Here is a 20,651-nt window from a genome sequence, read left to right on the forward strand (position 1 = left end):
ATGGCATTTGCCCTGACCGCTGCGCAACGCAATATCTGGCTGGATCAGATGACCCAGGGCGACTCGCCGTTATACAACATCGGCGGCTATATGGAGATCAATGGCCCCCTCGACTCCGATTTGTTCATGCAAGCCATGGGCCTGTTGATCGAGAAGCACGATGCGCTGCGCATGGTCCTGCTCGATCAACGTGACGAGGAGGGCGTGCCGCTGCAAAGCTTTGCCACGAGCATGCCTATGCCCGTGACACCGCTGGACTTGCAAGGGCAGGACGACCCGCATCAGGCCGCCGAACACTGGGTCCAGGCTCAGCTTGAACAAGCGTTCAAGCTGGAGGGGGGGCCCCTGTTCCGAATGCATTTTCTCAAGCTGGAAGCACAGCGCTTTTATTTTGTGTTTTATGCCCATCACATTGCGCTCGACGGCTGGAGCATCGACGGGGTCTCCAAGTCCCTCAGTGATATTTACAATGCATTGTGCGATCAGCACACGCCCGATCTGGCTGCGCCGTCCTATATCGATTTCATCGAGGACGACTGTCAGTATCGCGGGTCGCGACGTTTTACCCTCGATCAGGCCTACTGGCTGGACAAGTACCGCGACATCCCCGAGCCCTTGCTGGTACCACGCCCGCGCCAGGCCGAGGATCAGAATCAGCTACCGAGCCGTAGCGGCCACCTCCGTTACGGTCTGGCACGTGAGCTGGATCAGCAGATGGAAGACCTGGCCCTGCGCCTGAACGCCTCATCTTTCCACGTTTTTCTGGCCGTGCTGTACGTGTATTTCACCCGTACCTACCAGCGTGATGAACTGGTCATAGGCTTGCCGATTCTCAACCGCTCCAATGCCAGCTACAAAAAGACCCTCGGCCTTTTTACCCAACTCAGTTCGGTGCGGTTGAAATTCAGTCACGACCTGCCGTTCGCCGAATTGGTCCAGGGCATCGGTCGGGCGGTCAAGCAGGATTACCGCAACCAGCGGTTTCCGGTCAGCGACCTCAACCGGCTGCTGGAGTTACGCCGTACCGAGCGTACGCAATTGTTCGACCTGACATTCTCCTACGAGCGGCAAAACCACCTGCTGCGCTTCGGCCAGGCAACTGCCCGCGTCGTGAAGGGTTCGAATAATCACGAACAGACACCGCTGGCCATCCACCTGCGCACCAACACGTGCGACTCTGAATCGTGGCTGCACTTCATCTACAACGAGGCGTTTTTTCAGCATGACGAGATCGCACCCCTTGCCGAGCGCTTGCAGCATGTCATGGCGCAGGGCCTGGCGAACGAACAACGGCCGGTGCATGAGTTCTCGCTGATCAGCAAGAGCGACCACCTCCAGATGCAGGCATGGAATGCCGCTCAGCCACATTCCACCGAGAACCTGACGATCCACCAGCAGTTCGAAGACCGCGCCGCAGAGCGACCGGACGCCGTCGCGCTGGTGTTCGAAGAGCAGACCCTGAGCTACGGCGAACTCAACGCCCGCGCCAACCAGGTCGCCCACCGCCTGCTGGCCCACGGCGTTCGTCCGGATGATCGGGTGGCGATCTGCGTCGAACGTGGCCCGACAATGATTATCGGCCTGCTGGGTATTCTCAAATCCGGCGCCGGTTACGTGCCGCTGGATCCCGCGTATCCCCTTGAACGTCTGGCCTACACCCTTGGCGACAGCGCACCGGTGGCGTTGTTGAGCCAGCAGTCAGTGCGGCAAGCCCTGCCAGTGTCGGAAGTGCCGGTGATCAGTCTCGACGATACCGATCTGCAGGACGAATCCGCCTGCAATCCGCAGGTGCCGGGGCTGACGGCCGCGAACCTGGCATATGTGATCTACACCTCCGGCTCCACAGGTCTGCCCAAAGGCGTGATGGTCGAGCATCGCAACGTTGCACGGCTGTTTTCCGCCACCGCAGACTGGTTCGGCTTCAATGAACAGGATGTCTGGGCGTTGTTCCATTCGTTCGCCTTCGACTTCTCGGTCTGGGAAATCTGGGGCGCGTTGCTGCACGGCGGCCGTCTGTTGATCGTCCCGCAACTGGTCAGCCGTTCGCCCGAAGACTTCTACAACCTGGTATGCAGCGCCGGGGTGACGGTGCTCAACCAGACGCCAAGTGCGTTCCGCCAACTGATTGCGACCCAGGGCGAGCATGAGCAGGCACATTCGCTGCGTCAGGTGATCTTTGGCGGTGAAGCGCTGGAAACGGCGATGCTCAAGCCGTGGTATGCACGCAACGTGAATGCCGACACACAACTGGTAAACATGTACGGCATCACCGAAACCACCGTGCACGTGACCTATTACCCGTTGCAGCCCGAAGACGCCCAGCGCCTTGGTGCCAGCCCGATCGGCAAACGCATTCCCGACCTGCAGCTGTACCTTCTCGATGCCTACGGCCATCCGCTGCCACCGGGTGCAGTGGGCGAGTTGTACGTTGGCGGGGCAGGCGTGGCCCGAGGCTACCTCAATCGCGATGAATTGAACGCGACGCGCTTTCTCGACGATCCATTTGCCTCGGCGCCCGGCGCGCGAATGTACCGCTCCGGCGATCTGGGTCGCTGGTTGCCGGACGGCAGCCTGGAATACCTGGGCCGTAATGATGAACAGGTAAAAATTCGCGGTTTCCGTATCGAGCTGGGCGAGATCGAGGCCCAATTGAGCGCCTGCGAAGGCGTGCGTGACGCTGTGGTCGTGGTGCGTGAAGACGAACCGGGCGACAAGCGTCTGGTGGCCTATGTCATCGGCACGGCGGGGCAGGAACTGGACGCCACCTACTTGCGTGAACAGCTGCGTCTGTCGCTGGCCGAGCACATGCTGCCAGGCGCTTTTGTCAGCCTGGAACGTTTCCCGCTGACCGCCAACGGCAAGCTCGACCGCAAGGCATTGCCGCTGCCTGCTGCCGAGGCCTATGCCCGGCGTCAGTACGAGGCACCGCAAGGCCTGGCGGAAACCCGGCTGGCCGGGTTGTGGACCGAGTTACTGGGCGTCGAGCAGGTAGGCCGTCATGACCAGTTCTTCGAACTGGGCGGACATTCGATGTTGGCGGTGAAACTGATCGAACGCATGCGCGAGGTCGGTCTGAATGCCGACGTCCGCGTGCTGTTCGGCCAGCCGACCCTGGCCTCCCTGGCGGCCGCCAGCGGCAAGGCCACAGACGTTGGAGCACCCGCCAACAGGATTTCCGCCGATTGTCGGCACATTACCCCGGACATGCTGCCTCTGGCCCGACTCACCCAGGCTCAGATCGACCGTGTGGTCGCCACCGTGCCGGGCGGTGTAAGCAATGTGCAGGATATCTATGGGCTGGTGCCTTTGCAGGAAGGCATCCTCTATCACCATCTGACGAGTGAGGAGGGTGATCCGTACCTGTTGCGGGGCCTGTTGCGGGTCAATAGCTTCGAACAGTTGCTGGATTTCACGGAAGCCTTGCAGCAGGTCATCGATCGCCACGACATTCTGCGCACGGCGGTGGCCTGGGAAGAACTCGACGAGCCGGTGCAGGTGGTCTGGCGTGAGGCACGGCTGCGGGTCGAGGCGTTTTTACCGCACCCGGACCAGGGTGATGTCGCGACCCAGTTGCAGGCCCGGTTCGATCCACGGCGGATACGTATGGATCTGCATCAGGCTCCGATGATGCGCCTGCACTACGCCGAAGATCCCGTCGACCAGAGCTGGGTCGCGGTGTTGCTGTTCCATCACCTGATCGACGACGCCACCTCGCTGGCTTTGCTCGGCGCAGAGATCGAGGCTTTCAGACAAGGGCGCGGCGAACATCTGCCCGCGTCGGTGCCGTACCGAAATCATGTGGCGCAGGCGCGACTGAGCGTGAGCCGCGAGGAGCACGAAGCGTTTTTCCGCGACATGCTCGCAGATGTTAACGAGCCGACCCTGCCGTTCGGCCTGCAAGACTTGCAAGGCGACGGTGGCGGAGTCGATGAAGCCCTGCTGCCGGTCGAACCGGAGCTGGCCGGACGTCTGCGCGCCCATGCCCGGCGATTGGGCGTCAGTAATGCCAGCCTGCATCACCTGGCGTGGGCACAGGTGGTCGGGCGCCTGTCGGGTCGTCAGGACGTGGTCTTCGGTACTGTGCTGATGGGCCGCTTGCTCAGTGGTCAAGGCGCCGAGCGGGCCTTGGGCATGTTTATCAATACCTTGCCATTGCGCGTCGCTGCCGGAGAGCAGGGCATTCAGGCTGCAGTGCGAACCACCCACGCACGGTTGGCGGCGTTGGTCAGTCATGAGCATGCACCGCTGTCACTGGCTCAGGGATGCAGTGACGTGGCGGCACCGACACCGTTATTCAGTGCACTGATGAACTACCGCCATGTCGCGGTCGGTGCCCGGACACCTCAAGAGACGGGGCAGACCAGACTCTGGGGCGGTGTCGAGGTACTCGGCGGTGAGGAGCGCACCAACTACCCGTTGTCGATATCGGTGGACGACCTCGGCGAATCCTTCGGCCTGACCGTTCAGGCGGTGGCCGGAATCGATGCCCGGCGCATCTGCGGTTACATGCATAGCGTGCTGGAGCAACTGGCCGACGCGCTGGACAGCCGGCCCGATGCGCCCTTGCATAGCCTCGACTGGTTGCCCCCGCACGAGCGTCGCCAATTGCTGGAAGACTTCAACGCGTTCGATAGCGCCTACCCGCAAGACCTTTTGCTGCACCAACTGTTCGAGGCCCAGGCGGCTGCGCAGCCGGATTCGGTGGCGGTCACCTACGAAGGCCAGCAGCTGAGCTACGCCGAGCTCAATCAGTGGGCCAACCAGATTGCCCACCGGTTGATCGCTGCAGGCGTCGGCGCTGATGACCGTGTGGCGATCTGCGTGGAGCGCAGTCTGGAAATGATCGCCGGCCTGGTGGGTATTCTCAAGGCCGGTGCCGGCTATGTGCCGCTTGACCCTTCCTATCCTGCCGAACGCCTGGCCTTCATGCTAGAGGACAGCGCGCCGAAAATGCTGTTGACCCAGCGCGGCTTGCGCGAGCGCTTTGCGCAGGCTTCCATGCCGATCGTCCTGCTGGAAGCTGACGCCCGCGCCGAGAGCGGTATCGACGGTGAGCCGGCAACCAATCCGCAACTCGCCGGGCTAAGTGCCCGGCACCTGGCGTACCTGATCTACACCTCGGGCTCTACCGGCCAGCCCAAAGGCGTGGCCATGCCCCATGCGCCGCTGGTCAACCTGCTGCATTGGCAGATCACCCAGACTGTCGAGCAGCGTCGCCCAAAGCAACGCACCTTGCAGTTCGCGGCGCTGGGTTTTGATGTGGCCTTTCAGGAAATCTTCAGCACCTTGTGCGCAGGCGGCGAACTGTCACTGATCCACAGCGATATTCGTCTGGATTTCCGTCGCCTGTTCAAGCATCTCTGCGCACAGCGCATCGAGCGCTTGTATATGCCGTGCATTGCCCTGCAAGCGTTGGCCGAGGCCATGGCGGCCGAGACCGAACAGCCTGAGTGCCTGTTGCAGGACGTGATCACTGCTGGCGAACAACTGCGAATTACCGAACGGATGCGGCAGTTCTTTGCCCGTCTGAGCGACGCCCGCCTGCACAACCACTATGGCCCGACCGAATCCCATGTGGTTACGGCGCTGACCCTCGACGGCGACCCACAGTTCTGGCCAACCTTGCCGAGCATCGGCCAGCCGGTGGCCAACACCCGCATCTACCTGCTTGACGAACACATGCGCCCGGTGCCGGTGGGTATCGCCGGTGAACTGTACATCGGCGGCGCATCCGTCGCCCGTGGTTACCTGAACCGCGATGACCTGACCGCCGAACGCTTTATCGCTGATCCGTTTGCCGCCAGCGATGTCGGCAACCCACACACGCGTCTGTACAAGACCGGCGACCTGGGCTGCTGGCAGGCGGATGGCAGGATCGTCTACCTGGGCCGTAACGACGATCAGATCAAGATTCGTGGCTTTCGTATCGAACTGGGGGAAATCGAGGCACGCCTCGGTCAGTATCCGGGGCTGCGCGATACAGCAGTGCTGGCCCGCGAAGACGTTCCCGGTGAAAAGCGCCTGGTGGCTTATTTCAGCGTGCAGGCCGGCCAGGTTGTGCCCGAGGCTGATCAGATACGCGTGCATTTACAGGCACTGCTGCCGGACTACATGGTCCCGGCAGCCTACGTGCACCTGGAAAAAATGCCGGTGTCGCCCAATGGCAAGCTTGATCGTCGTGCGTTGCCGCAACCATCGACCGATGCCTTCGTCAGCCGCGACTATCAGGCCCCGCGCGGCGACACCGAAACCACGCTGGCGGCGCTCTGGTGCGAAGTGCTGAGTGTGGAACGGGTCGGTCGCCAGGACCATTTCTTCGAGCTGGGCGGTCATTCGCTGCTGGCGGTGAAGCTGATCGAGCGCATGCGGCAGGTTGGCCTGAGCGCCGATGTCCGCGTCCTGTTCGGCCAGCCCACCCTTGCCGCACTGGCGGCGGCGGTGGGCGGCGGCATCGAGATCGAGGTTCCGGCCAACGGCATCCCCGAGGGCTGCAAGCACATCACCCCGGACATGCTGACGCTCACCACGCTGGACCAGGCGAGTATCGAGCGCATTGTCGCCGGCGTACCCGGTGGCGCGGCGAACGTGCAGGACATCTACCCGCTGGCGCCGTTGCAGGAAGGCATTCTTTATCACCATATCGCGGCCGAACAGGGCGACCCGTATCTGCTGCAAGCGACCTGCGCCCTGCGCGATCCGGCACACGTACGACGCTTTGCCGAAGGCTTGCAGGCGATGATCGATCGCCATGACATCCTGCGCACAGCGTTGGTCTGGGAAGGCCTGGAACAGCCGCTGCAAGTGGCTTTGCGCCGGGTGGAACTGTCGATGGAGCAGATCACCCTGGCCCCGGACGGCGGCGATATCGTCGCTCAGTTGCAAAGCCGTTTTGATCCGCGCGTGTGCCGTCTCGACCTCAGTCGGGCCCCGCTGATTCACCTGGCCTTTGCCGAGGACTCGGAGAACCAGCGCTGGGTGGCGATCCTGCTGTTCCACCATATTGCCCTCGACCACACCGCGCTGGACGTGATGAGCGCAGAAATGCTCGCCCACTTGCAAGGCACGGCGGCGCAACTGCCGGCAGCGATGCCTTACCGGAATTACGTGGGCCAGGCCCGTCTGGGCGTGAGTGGCGAGCAACACGAAGCATTCTTCCGCGAGATGCTCGGTGATGTCGATGAACCGACCCTGCCGTTCGGGCTGTTTGAGGTGCAGGGTGACGGGCAGGGCATCAAGGAGGTTCGCCACGCGCTTGCGCCTGATCTGTGTCAGCGTCTGCGCACTCAGGCGCGGCAACTGGGAGTGAGTGCAGCAAGCCTGCACCACCTGGCCTGGGCGCGAGTGCTGGGCAGCGCCAGCGGACGCGAAGACGTGGTCTTCGGCACCGTGTTGCTGGGGCGTATGCAAAGCGGCATGGGTGCCGACCGCGCGCTGGGGATGTTCATCAATACCTTGCCGCTGCGGGTCGATGTCGGTGCCTGCACCGTGCGTCAGGCGGTACGTCGCACCCATGCCCGTTTGACCGCATTGCTCGGCCACGAACATGCGCCTTTGGTGCTGGCTCAACGTTGCAGCGCGGTGTCCGCAGCGTCGCCGCTGTTCAGCGCGCTGCTCAACTATCGCCACAGCCCGGCACGTGAAGCCAGCGGTGGCGATCGTTGGGCGGGTGCCCAGGTGCTCGGCGTACGCGAACGGACCAACTACCCCTTGAGCCTGTCGGTGGACGATCAAGGCGACGGCTTCCTGTTGAGCGTGCAGGTGGCCGCCGGCTTCGATGGCCAGCGGATCTGCGCTTATATGCAGACCGTCTTGAGCCATCTGGTGGAGGCCCTTGAATCCGCACCGGATTCAGCAGTTTGCAACCTGCCGGTGGTGCCGGAAACCGAACAACGACAACTGCTGGTAGCGTTCAATGACACCGCGCGGGATTACCCGCGGCAACAGACCGTACACAGCCTGTTCGAGGCCCGGGTAAGGGCCTGCCCCGAAGCTTGCGCGGCGATTCACGACGGCGTTGCCGTGAGTTACGCCGAACTCAACGCCCGGGCCAATCGCCTGGCGCGGCATCTGCTGGGCCTTGGCGTACAGCCGGGCGACAGCGTGGCTATTCTGCTGGAGCGCAGCCATGACTTGCTCGCCAGTCAGCTGGCAGTGCTCAAATGCGCGGCAGTGTACGTTCCGCTGGACATCAACGCACCGGTCGAACGTCAGGCGTTCATGATCGAGGACAGCCAGGCGCATGTCCTGCTGACCCATAGCCACGTATCACTGACAACCACTGCCCAGCGTGTCGATCTCGACGTGCTGGATCTGGACGGTCTGAAAGACACTGATCTGGCATTGCCGCAGTCCAGCGAAAGCGTCGCCTACATCATGTACACCTCTGGCTCGACGGGCATTCCGAAAGGTGTATTGGTGCCGCATCGGGCCATCAGCCGGCTGGTGATCAACAACGGTTATGCCGACTTCAATGCTCAGGATCGCGTAGCGTTCGCTTCCAACCCGGCATTTGATGCCAGCACGCTGGATGTCTGGGCGCCGTTGCTCAATGGCGGTTGCGTGGTGGTGATCGGGCAGAGCGACTTGCTGTCGCCGATGAATTTCCAGCAACTGCTGCTGGAACAGGCGGTGACTGTCTTGTGGATGACCGCCGGGTTGTTCCATCAATATGCTTCGGGGCTGGGCGAAGCCTTTTCGCGCCTGCGCTACCTGATTGTCGGCGGCGATGTGCTGGACCCTGCCGTCATAGGCCGGGTGTTGGCCAACAGTCCTCCGCAACATCTGCTCAACGGCTATGGCCCGACCGAAGCCACAACCTTTTCCGCGACCTACGAGATTACTTCAGCCGGCAATGGCTCGGTTCCTATCGGCAAACCGGTGGGCAACAGCCGCCTGTATGTGCTCGATAGCCAAGGCCAGCCGGTGCCGTTGGGCTTGCCCGGCGAGCTGTATATCGGCGGGCAGGGTGTCGCCAGGGGCTATTTGAATCGTGACGAACTGACCCTTGAGAAATTCGTCGCAGACCCGTTCGACAGCGACCCTGAAGCGCGCTTGTACCGCACCGGCGATCTGGTTCGCTGGCGTGCCGACGGTAATCTGGACTATCTGGGTCGCAATGACGATCAGGTGAAAATCCGTGGTTTCCGCGTTGAACTGGGTGAGATCGAAGCACGCCTGGCCGAGCACACCGAGGTCCGCGAAGCCGTGGTGCTGTGCCGTCAGGATGTGCCCGGAGACAAGCGTCTGGTGGCCTATTTTACGGCGCAGCAGCCCGAAACCGTGCTCGACATTGAGTACCTGCGCAGCCACCTGCAAGGCACATTGCCGGACTACATGGTGCCGGCAGCCTACGTGCAGCTCGATGCGCTGCCGCTGACCGCCAACGGCAAGCTTGATCGCAAGGCCCTGCCAGTGCCTGATGCGCAATCGTTGATCAGTCGTGGTTACGAAGCACCGCAAGGCGAGGTCGAAGCGGCGCTGGCCGGGATCTGGGCTGAAGTGCTGCAGGTCGAGCGGGTTGGCCGCAACGATAACTTCTTCGATCTGGGCGGGCATTCCCTGCTGGCCATGCGCATGGTGTCTCAAGTGCGCCAGCAGTTGGGCGTGGAATTGCCGCTGGGCGAGCTGTTTGCGCTCGGTGAACTGGCAGCGGTGGCCGCAGCGCTGAATGGCGTGGCCCGCAGTGAACTGACAGCGATCCTGCCGGTGAAGCGTGATCAGCCGATGCCATTGTCCTTCGCCCAGCAAAGGTTGTGGTTCCTGGCACAGATGGACGGCGGTAACGAAGCCTATAACATCCCGATGGCGCTGAGCCTCGGGGGTGCGCTCGACGTCACCGCCCTGACGCGAGCCCTGGCGCGTATCGTCGAACGCCATGAAACCCTGCGCAGCCGATTCGTCACCCGCGAAGGCGCTGCGCACGTGCTGTTCATGCCCTCCTGCGCAGACGTCGGGTTGTCTGTCGAAGACATTCGTCATGCGCCCCATCGCCTGGAAGAGTGCATTCGGACCGAGGCGGTCGCACCGTTCGATCTGGCTGAGGGACCGCTGATTCGCGCTCATTTGCTGCAAGTGGCCGACGACCGTCATGTGCTGCTGATGACTGTGCACCATATCGTCGCCGATGGCTGGTCGATGGGCGTGCTGAGCCAGGAACTGCTGGCGCTGTACCCGGCGTTCTGCCAGGGACAGCCCGATCCACTGCCACCTCTGGCGCTCCAGTACGCCGATTACGCGGTATGGCAACGTCGCTGGCTCTCCGGTGAACGCCTGCAACATCAGGCGGCCTACTGGCATCAGGCGCTGGAGGGCGCGCCGACGCTGCTCACGCTGCCGACTGACCGGCCACGTCCGGCGCAGCAGGACTTCGCCGGTGCCAGCCTTGCAGTGCAACTGAACCCACGCCTGGCGGCAGATTTGCGCCAACTGGCACAACGTCAGGGCGTCACGCTGTACATGGCGCTGATGGCCGCCTGGGCAACGACACTCACGCGTCTTTCGGGTCAGGCCGAAGTGGTGGTTGGCAGCCCGGTGGCAGGGCGAGGCCGTACCGAGCTGGAAGACCTGATCGGCCTGTTCGTCAACACCCTGGCGGTGCGCATCGATACCTCGGGCAATCCGAGCGGCGAGGCGCTGCTGGCCCGGGTCAAGGCCCGCGTGCTGGAAACACAGGAACATCAGGACCTGCCGTTCGAGCAGGTTGTAGAAGTCGTTCGCCCGACACGCAGCCTGGCCCATCCGCCTTTGTTCCAGAACACGCTGAACTGGATGCCGGGCCAACACGCCAACGATTCGCTTGGCGACCTGCGAGTGGAGCCGGTCGAGCAGATCAATCAGGTGTCCAAATTCGACCTTTCGCTGAACCTGAGCGAGCAGGGCGAGACGCTGGTCGGTACGCTGGACTACGCCACAGCGCTGTTCGACGAAACCACAGCGCAACGGTATCTCGGCTATTTCCTGCAAATCCTCGAAACCCTGGCGACTGATGAGCAGACGCATCTCGATCGCATCACGCTGGTCGGCGAAGAGGAACGCCGTTACCTGCTGGAAACGCTCAATACGACGGTGCTGGCGCAGGTTAATGACGAGCAGACCGTGCACGCCATGATCGAAGCCCGGGCAGTCAGCGCACCTGAAAGTGTCGCAGCACAGGTGGGTGAGCATTGTCTGCACTATGGCGAGATGAACCATCGTGCCAACGCCCTGGCCCATCACCTGATCAGTCTCGGCGTAGGTGTCGATGATCGCGTGGCGGTCATGGCCTGTCGCGGGCTGGACACGCTGGTGGCCATGCTCGCTGTCCTCAAGGCTGGTGCAGGCTACGTCCCGGTCGATCCGTCGCACCCTGACGAGCGCATTGCCTATCTGCTGACCGACAGCGCACCCAAAGTGCTGCTGACCCAGCAGGCCCTGATGAGCCGTGTGCCGGAAACGGCTGTGCCGGTCATCGCCTTCGACCGCCCCGAATGGCCGCAACGCCTGGACAACCCGCAGGTGGCAGGGCTCAACCCCACGCATCTGGCGTACGTGATCTACACCTCCGGCTCCACGGGCCAGCCAAAGGGCGTGATGGTCGAGCACCGCACCCTCGGTAACCTGATCGACTGGCATTGTCAGACCTTCGATCTGCAGGCTGGCAGCCATACCGCCAGCGTCGCTGGCTTCGGCTTCGACGCCATGGCCTGGGAAGTCTGGCCGGCGCTGTGTGCCGGGGCGACCCTGCACCTGCCGCCTGCGGACGTGAGCAATGAGCAAATCGATGCGCTGCTCGACTGGTGGATCGCCCAGCCGCTGCAGGTGGCTTTCCTGCCGACGCCGGTCGCCGAATACGCCTTCAGCCGCGGCCTGACTCACCCCACCTTGCGCACGCTGTTGATCGGTGGCGACCGTCTGCGCCAGTTCCAGCGCGATCCGGGCTTCGCCGTCATCAACAACTATGGCCCGACCGAGGCCACGGTGGTCGCCACGTCGGGGCGTTTGTTGCCCGACGGTAGTCTCGACATCGGCACACCGATTGCCAATACCCGCGTGTACTTGCTCGACGAGCATCAGCAACTGGTGCCATTGGGCGTGGCAGGCGAGCTGTACGTCGCCGGAGAAGGCGTGGCGCGGGGTTACCTGAATCGGACGGAGATGACCGCCGAGCGCTTTCTGCGTGATCCGTTCCACGCCGACGCGCGGATGTACCGCACCGGCGACCTGGCACGCTGGAACGCCGACGGCACTCTCGACTACCTTGGGCGTAACGATGATCAGGTGAAGATTCGCGGCGCGCGCATCGAACTGGGCGAGATCGAAGCGCAGCTAAGCCGGTTGCCGGGTATCGAAGAAGCGCTGGTGCTGGCCCGAGAGGACGAACCGGGCCAGCCAAGGCTGGCGGCGTATTTCATCGAGCGCGACGTTTCGCTGTCTACGCCGGTGTCCGAATTGCGTACTGCCTTGCTGGCGGTGCTGCCGGGCTACATGGTGCCCAGCGCCTTCGTGCGTCTGGACGCCTGGCCGCTGACGGCCAATGGCAAGGTTGACCGCAAGGCCCTGCCCATGCCGGATCGCGAGGCGCTTCCGGATCGGGACTACGAGGCACCCCAGGGGCCAGTGGAAACGGCCGTGGCCGAGATCTGGAGTTCATTGCTGCATGTCGAGCAGGTGGGGCGTCATGACCACTTCTTCGAGCTGGGCGGGCACTCGCTGCTGGCCGTCAACCTGATCGCGCAAATGCGCCGTCAGGGGCTTGATGCCGATATTCGCACCCTGTTCACACAGCCGACGCTGGCCGCGCTGGCTGCTTCCGTTGGGGGCGTAAATGAAATAACAGTTCCGGAAAATGCCATCCCGGAGGACTGCACGCGCATCACGCCGGAGCTGCTGCCGCTGGCCGATCTCGATCAGGCCGCTATCGACCTCATTGTTGCCAATGTGCCCGGCGGCGTGGCGAATGTTCAGGATATCTACCCGCTGGCGCCACTGCAGGAGGGGATTCTCTACCACCACCTGGCTGCCGAACAAGGCGACCCGTACGTCCTGCAAACAGTATTCGAGACTACTGACCGCACGCGTCTGAACGCCTTTGTCGATGCCTTGCAAAGCGTGATTGATCGCCACGACATCCTGCGCACTGCCGTGCTTTGGCAAGGCCTGGAAACACCGGTGCAGGTGGTCTGTCGTCAGGCTCGGCTGTTGCCGGAACAGGTCGAACTCGACCCGTTCGAGGGGCCGATCATGGCGCAGCTGCAACAGCGCTTCGACCCTCGCCATTCGCGGCTGGACATGGGCCAGGCACCCCTTATGCGGCTGATCTTCGCCGAAGACCGGCACAACCAGCGTTGTGCGGCGATCCTGCTGTTCCATCACATGGTCCTCGACCATACAGCGATGGAGATTGTGCTCCACGACATGCAGGCGCACCTGCTGGGACAGACTGACCAACTCGAAGTCGCCATTCCGTATCGCAACTATGTGGCTCAGGCTCGCCTGGGTGTAAGCCGCGAGGCCCATGAAGCGTTTTTCCGCGAATTGCTTGCTGACATTAACGAACCGACGCTGCCGTTCGGCCTGCTGGATGTGCAAGGAGATGGCCGCGACGTTGAAGAAAGCAGCCTGACACTGGACCGGCAGTTGAACAGGCGCTTGCGCGCCCAGGCTCGGCAGTTGGGGGTAGGCGCCGCGAGTCTGATGCACCTGGCGTGGGCTCAGGTACTGAGTCAGGTATCGGGCAGGCACACCGTGGTATTCGGCACCGTGTTGATGGGCCGCATGCAGAGTGGCGAAGGTGCCGAGCGGGCGTTGGGCATGTTCATCAATACCTTGCCGCTGCGCGTCGATCTGGCCGGGCAGGGTGCACGGGCCGGCGTACGCGCGACCCATGCCCGACTCACCGCATTGCTCGGCCATGAACACGCGCCGTTGGTGCTGGCGCAGCGTTGCAGCGGCGTGGCGGCACCGTTGCCGTTGTTCAGCGCGCTGCTCAACTACCGCCACAGCAGTGTGGCAGAACCCTCCAACGAGTCGATCGAGGCCTGGCGCGGTATCGACGTACAGAATGGCGAGGAACGCACCAACTACCCGTTGACCTTGAACGTCGATGATCAGGGCGACGGTTTCAGATTGTCAGTGCTGGTGACCGGCAAGGTCGGTGCCGGACGAGTCTGCGGGTATATGCAGAGCGCGCTGGACAATCTGCTTACTGCGCTGGAGCAGTCACCGGACGCTGCGCTCGAAAGCCTGCCGATCCTGCCTGTTGCCGAGCGTGAGCAGTTGCTGGTGCAGTTCAACGCCACCGAGATGGATTACCCGCAGCAGCAGACCATTCATGGCTTGTTCGAAACGCAGGTCGAGCGCACGCCGCAGGCGCTTGCCGTCGTCCACGGCGAACAGCGCCTGACCTATCGCGAGCTTAACGAGCAGGCTAACCGTCTGGCGCATGCCTTGCGCAAGCAGGGTGTGCAGCCGGATTCCAGGGTCGGGATCTGTGTAGAACGCGGCGCGGAAATGGTCGTCGGCTTGCTGGCAATCCTCAAGGCGGGTGGCGGTTACGTGCCGCTGGACCCGGCTTATCCAGCGGAACGTATTGCTTACATGTTGCAGGACAGCGCACCGGCTGCCGTGCTGGCGCAGTCGGCAACTGAAGCGTTACTGGCCAACGTTTCGGTGCCGGTCATCAACCTTGACCTGGGCAACTGGCAGGACGAATCCATCCAGAATCCACAGGTGCCCGGGCTTACTTGCGCGCATCTGGCGTACCTGATCTACACCTCGGGCTCCACCGGCTTGCCGAAAGGCGTGATGATCGAGCACCGCAACACAGTGAACTTCCTCAGTTGGGCGCATACGGCATTCGACGGCTCTGCACTGGAAAAAACCCTGTTCTCCACCTCACTGAACTTCGACCTTGCGGTCTACGAGTGCTTCGCGCCGCTCACCTCAGGGGGCAGCATCGAGGTGGTCAGGAACGTGCTGGAACTGCAATACGGCGGGCACGATATCGGCCTGATCAACACCGTGCCGTCGGCGCTCAAGGCGCTGCTGGAAATCAACGCGTTGCCAGAGTCGGTGCATACCGTCAACGTCGCCGGTGAAGCGCTCAAACGCAGTCTGGTGGAAAACCTGTTCGAGAAGACCGGCGTGCAGCGCCTATGCAACCTCTACGGCCCGTCGGAAACCACCACTTACTCCAGCTGGGTGGCGATGGATCGCGAACACGGCTTCGCTGCACACATCGGCAAACCGGTCGGCAACACCCGATTTTACCTGCTGGACAGCCAACAGCAACCCGTTCCACTGGGCATTGCGGGGGAGATCTACATTGGCGGCGCGGGCGTAGCCCGTGGCTACCTCAACCGTGACGACCTGACTGCCGAACGCTTCCTCGCGGATCCGTTCAGCCAACAGCCGCAGGCACGCATGTACCGCACCGGCGACCTTGGCCGCTATCTGCCAGACGGCAATATCGAATACCTGGGCCGTAACGACGACCAAGTGAAGATTCGCGGCTTCCGGATCGAACTGGGCGAGATCGACGCGTGTCTGGCCAGGCATCCTGCCGTCCAGGATGCGGTAGTCACCGCCCGTGAAGACGTCCCCGGTGAAAAACGCCTGGTGGCGTATTACACGGTCCAGTCCGCGCAAACGGAGCCGGTCATCGACAGCCTGCGCGGCTGGCTGCTGGGGCAGTTGCCGGCCTACATGGTCCCGGTGGCGTACGTGCGTCTCGACGCATTGCCTCTCACGCCCAACGGCAAACTCGACCGCAAGGCGCTGCCTGAGCCGGGCGAGGGCGCGTTGACAAGCCGTAGTTATGAAGCCCCGCAAGGCGAGAGGGAAATACTGATCGCCGGTATCTGGCAAGACTTGCTGGGTGTCACGCAGGTTGGACGGCATGACCACTTTTTCGAGCTGGGCGGCCACTCTCTGCTCGCTGTCAGCCTGATGGAACGCATGCGTCAGGAAGGTTTGGAGGCCGAGGTCAAGTCGCTGTTCAAACACCCCACCCTCATGGAATACGCAGCAACAACGGAAAGAATGGAGATTGTTCTGTGAGCATGATCGAGCTGTTGGCATTACTGGAAGAGAAAGATGTGCAGCTTGCCGTCAAGGGCGACCAACTGGTCGTCAGCGGCAAGCGCCAGTCCCTCACGGAGCCAGCCGTGCTGGCGCTGTTGCGCGAGAACAAGGCCGCGTTGATCGAGTTGATCAATGCCGGCGAGTATTACAGCGGCAAGGCCGATGAAGTGGACGTTCCTGCCCAGGCGATTGCGCCGGGCTGCGAGCGCATCACGCCGGACATGTTGCCGTTGATCGAGCTCGACCAGGCAGCCATCGAGACCATCGTTGCCCGCGTCCCTGGCGGCGTGCGCAATGTGCAGGACATCTACCCGCTGGCGCCGTTGCAGGAAGGCATTCTTTATCACCACATCGCCGCCGAACAAGGCGATCCTTACGTACTGCAGGCACAGTTTACGATTGCCAGCCGGGAACGCTTCGACGCGTTCACCACGGCCTTGCAGCAGATCATCGACCGCCACGACATCCTGCGTACCAGCGTGGTATGGGAAGGCCTGGACGAGCCGGCTCAGGTCGTGTGGCGCAAGGCTGACCTGGTGCTCAGCGAAATCACCCTTGAGCCTGCCGCCGGCACCGCCAGCGAGCAGTTGCAACAACGCTTCGACCCACGGCATTACCGCCTCGATATCAGCCAGGCACCCTTGCTGCGGCTGGCCTTCACCCACGACGTCGCCAACCAGTGCTGGGTGGCGATGCTGCTGTTTCACCACATCGCCATCGACCATGCGGCGCTGGACCAGATCCATCATGAACTCCATGCGCACCTGGGCGGTCAGGCCCACACCCTGGGCGAGCCGGTGCCCTATCGCAACTACGTGGCCCAGGCCCGGCTCGGCGTCACGAACAAGCAGCACGAAGGTTTTTTCCGCGAGATGCTCGGCGACGTCGATGAACCCACATTGCCGTTAGGCCTGCACGATGTGCGCGGCGACGGCCATGGTATCGAAGAAGCGCATCAGACCCTGCCTGTAGCGCTGAGTCGGCGCTTGCGAAATCAGGCCCGACTGCAAGGGGTCAGCGCGGCGAGCCTGCATCACCTTGCCTGGGCACAGGTGCTCGGGCGCCTGTGCGGGCGCAACGATGTCGTGTTCGGCACGGTGCTGATCGGCCGTATGCGCGGCGGCGAGGGGGTTCGCCGGGCCTTGGGGATGTTTATCAATACGTTGCCACTGCGGGTTTCGGTAGGTGAGCAGGATGTGCGCAGCGGGGTCAAGGCCACCCATGCACGCTTGACAGCATTGCTCGGCCACGAACACGCCTCGCTGGCGTTGGCCCAGCGTTGCAGCGGTGTATCGGCACCGACGCCACTGTTCAGCGCACTGCTCAACTACCGGCACAGTTCCGCTGAAGCGGCGACCGATCAGGAAGTGACCGATCAGGCCGCTCAACTCTGGGAAGGGATCGAGGTGAGGGGCGGCGAAGAACGCACCAATTACCCGTTGATTTTATCCCTCGACGATTTTGGCGAAGGATTCGGCCTGACTGTTCAGGCTGTCGCCGGTATCGGTGCCCGGCGGGTTTGCGGCTATGTGCAGACGGCGCTGGAAAGCCTGGTCCAGGCACTGGAGCAGACGCCGCAGGCACCGTTGAACAGCCTGCCGATCCTGTCGACCGACGAGCGTGAGCAGTTGCTGGTGGATTTCAACGACACCGCGCTGGATTACCCGCAACAGCAGACCATTCATGGCCTGTTTGAAGCGCAAGTCGAGCGCACGCCTCAGGCGCTGGCCGTGGTTCATGACGGGCAGCGCCTGACGTATGGCGAGCTTAACGAGCAGGCCAACCGTCTGGCCCATGCCCTGCGCAAGCGGGGCGTGCAGCCGGATTCGCGGGTCGGGATATGTGTTGAACGCGGCGTGGAGATGGTCGTCGGCTTGCTGGCGATTCTCAAGGCGGGCGGCGGTTATGTACCGCTGGACCCAGCTTATCCGGCAGAACGGATCGCTTATATGCTGCAGGACAGCGCTCCGGCAGCGGTGCTGGCGCAATCGGCGACCGAGGCGTTACTGGCCGACGTTTCGGTGCCAGTGATCAACCTTGATTTGAACAACTGGCAGGACGAATCCGCCCGAAATCCGCAGGTGCAGGGGCTGACTTCCGCGCATCTGGCGTACCTGATCTACACCTCGGGTTCGACCGGTCTGCCGAAAGGCGTGATGATCGAGCACCGCAACACCGTGAACTTCCTGATCTGGGCGCATAAGGCTTTCGAGGCCGGCACAGACAACTCGGCACTGGAAAAAACGCTGTTCTCCACCTCACTGAACTTCGACCTCGCAGTCTACGAATGCTTTGCGCCGCTCACCTCGGGTGGCAGTATCGAAGTCGTCAAAAACGTGCTGGAGCTGCAACACGGCGATCATGATATCGGCCTGATCAACACCGTACCGTCGGCGCTGAAAGCACTGTTGGATGTTGATGGGCTGCCGGCATCGGTGCACACCGTGAACGTGGCCGGTGAAGCGCTGAAGCGCAGTCTGGTCGAGTCGCTGTTCGAGAAGACCGGCGTGCAGCGCCTGTGCAACCTCTACGGCCCTTCGGAAACCACCACCTATTCAAGCTGGGTGGCCATGGATCGCGAAGACGGCTTCGCTGCGCACATCGGCAAACCGGTCGGCAACACGCAGTTTTACCTGCTGGACGAGCAACAGCAGCCTGTGCCACTGGGTGTTTCAGGTGAGATCTACATCGGCGGTGCCGGTGTGGCCCGTGGTTACCTGAACCGCGACGACCTGACCGCCGAGCGCTTCCTCAACGACCCGTTCAGCCAAAACCCAGCGGCACGCATGTACCGCACCGGCGACCTTGGCCGCTATCTGCCGGACGGCAATATCGAATACCTCGGTCGTAACGACGATCAGGTGAAGATCCGTGGCTTCCGTATCGAACTCGGCGAGATCGATGCACGTCTGGCCAAACACCCGGCAGTCCATGAAGCGGTAGTCACCGCGCGCGAAGATGTGCCGGGCGACAAGCGTCTGGTGGCTTATTACAGCGTCCAGCCCGCGCAAGCGGAACCGGGCATCGACAGCTTGCGCGGCTGGCTGCAGGAACAACTCCCGGCCTACATGATCCCTGTGGCCTACGTGCGTCTCGACGCAATGCCGCTGACTCCGAACGGCAAGCTCGACCGCAAGGCGCTGCCAGCGCCGGAAAGTGACTCACTGATCAGCCGTGGCTACGAAGCCCCGACAGGTGAAACCGAAACGAAGATCGCGGCTCTCTGGCAAGACTTGCTGGGCATTGAGCAGGTCGGCAGACATGACAACTTCTTCGAGCTGGGCGGACACTCACTGTTGGCCGTCAGCCTGATAGGACATATGCGTCAGCTGGGCCTGAGCGTCGATGTGCGTGCGCTGTTCGGCCAGCCGACGCTGGCCGCACTGGCGGCTACCGTCGGTGGTGGCACGGGAGTGGTGGTGCCGGCCAATCTGATCAGCGAGGATTGCAAGCGCATTACGCCCGAGCTGCTGCCGTTGATTGATCTGACCCAGTCGCAGATCGATCAAGTCGTGGCAACCGTGCCGGGTGGCGTAGCGAATGTGCAGGACATCTATCCGCTGGCGCCGTTGCAGGAAGGTATCCTTTATCACCACCTGGCCGCCGAAATCGGCGATCCCTATGTGTTGCAGACTCAGTTCGCCTTTGATAACCGCGAACGCATGGACGCCTTTGTTCAAGCGCTGCAAACGGTTATCGACCGTCACGATATTCTGCGCACCAGTGTGGTGTGGCAAGGCCTTGAGAACCCGCTGCAGGTGGTCTGGCGTAAGGCGCAATTGCACCTTGAAGCGCTCGAACTGGATCCTGTGAACGGTGATATCGACGTACAACTGCACAGCCGCTTCGACCCGCGTCACTACCGTCTGGACATCGGTCAGGCACCGTTGATGCGTGTGGCCTATGCCGAAGATCCGCGCAACCAGCGGATTTGCGCGATGTTGCTGTTTCACCACATGGCCCTGGACCACACGGCGCTGGAAGTGGTGAAGCACGAAATACAGAACGGCTTGCTCGGCGAGGCCGAAGCCCTGGCAGCGTCGGTGCCCGTGCCGTACCGCAACTATGTGGTTCAGGCACGCCAGGGTGTCAGCCAGGCTGATCACGAAACGTTCTTCCGCGACATGCTGGGCGATATCGACGAGCCGACCCTGCCGTACGGCCTGCTGGATGTGCAGGGCGATGGCCGCCACGTCAAGGAAGCCAGCCTGACGCTGGACCCTCAACTGAATCTGCGCCTGCGGGCTCAGGCCCGGCAGCAAGGCGTGAGCGCCGCCAGCCTGGTGCATCTGGCCTGGGGCCAGGTGCTCGGCACTGTGTCGGGCAAGCGTGACGTGGTGTTCGGTACGGTGTTGATGGGCCGGATGCAGGCCGGTGAGGGCGCCGAACGCGCCTTGGGCATGTTCATCAACACCTTGCCGCTGCGGGTTTCGGCAGGTAAGCAGGGCGTGCGTGACGAGGTCAAGGCGACCCATAAGCGCGTGACTGCGTTACTCGGTCACGAACATGCATCCCTTGCCCTGGCCCAGCGTTGCAGCGGCGTTGCCGCACCGACGCCGCTTTTCAGCGCCTTGCTCAACTACCGCCACAGT

The 20,651-nt window shown here is 62.6% G+C and carries 2 protein-coding genes (1 of these 2 running past the window's edge); both read left to right on the forward strand.

Annotated features, from left to right (window positions below):
- The gene (locus BLR20_RS04220; protein WP_054994101.1) at positions 1–16,035 is read left to right on the forward strand and encodes a non-ribosomal peptide synthetase; all 16,035 of its coding nucleotides are present in this window, start codon (positions 1–3) and stop codon (positions 16,033–16,035) included.
- Positions 16,032–20,651, forward strand: the 5' portion of a protein-coding gene (locus BLR20_RS04225) for a non-ribosomal peptide synthetase (RefSeq protein ID WP_074594421.1). The gene runs 11,754 nt beyond the window's last position; the window shows 4,620 of its 16,374 coding nt (coding positions 1–4,620); it begins with the start codon at positions 16,032–16,034; the stop codon falls past the right edge of the window. Before BLR20_RS04220 ends, BLR20_RS04225 begins: the two co-directional genes overlap by 4 nt.

It is taken from the genome of Pseudomonas congelans, assembly GCF_900103225.1.
Classification (GTDB): Bacteria; Pseudomonadota; Gammaproteobacteria; order Pseudomonadales; family Pseudomonadaceae; genus Aquipseudomonas; species Aquipseudomonas congelans.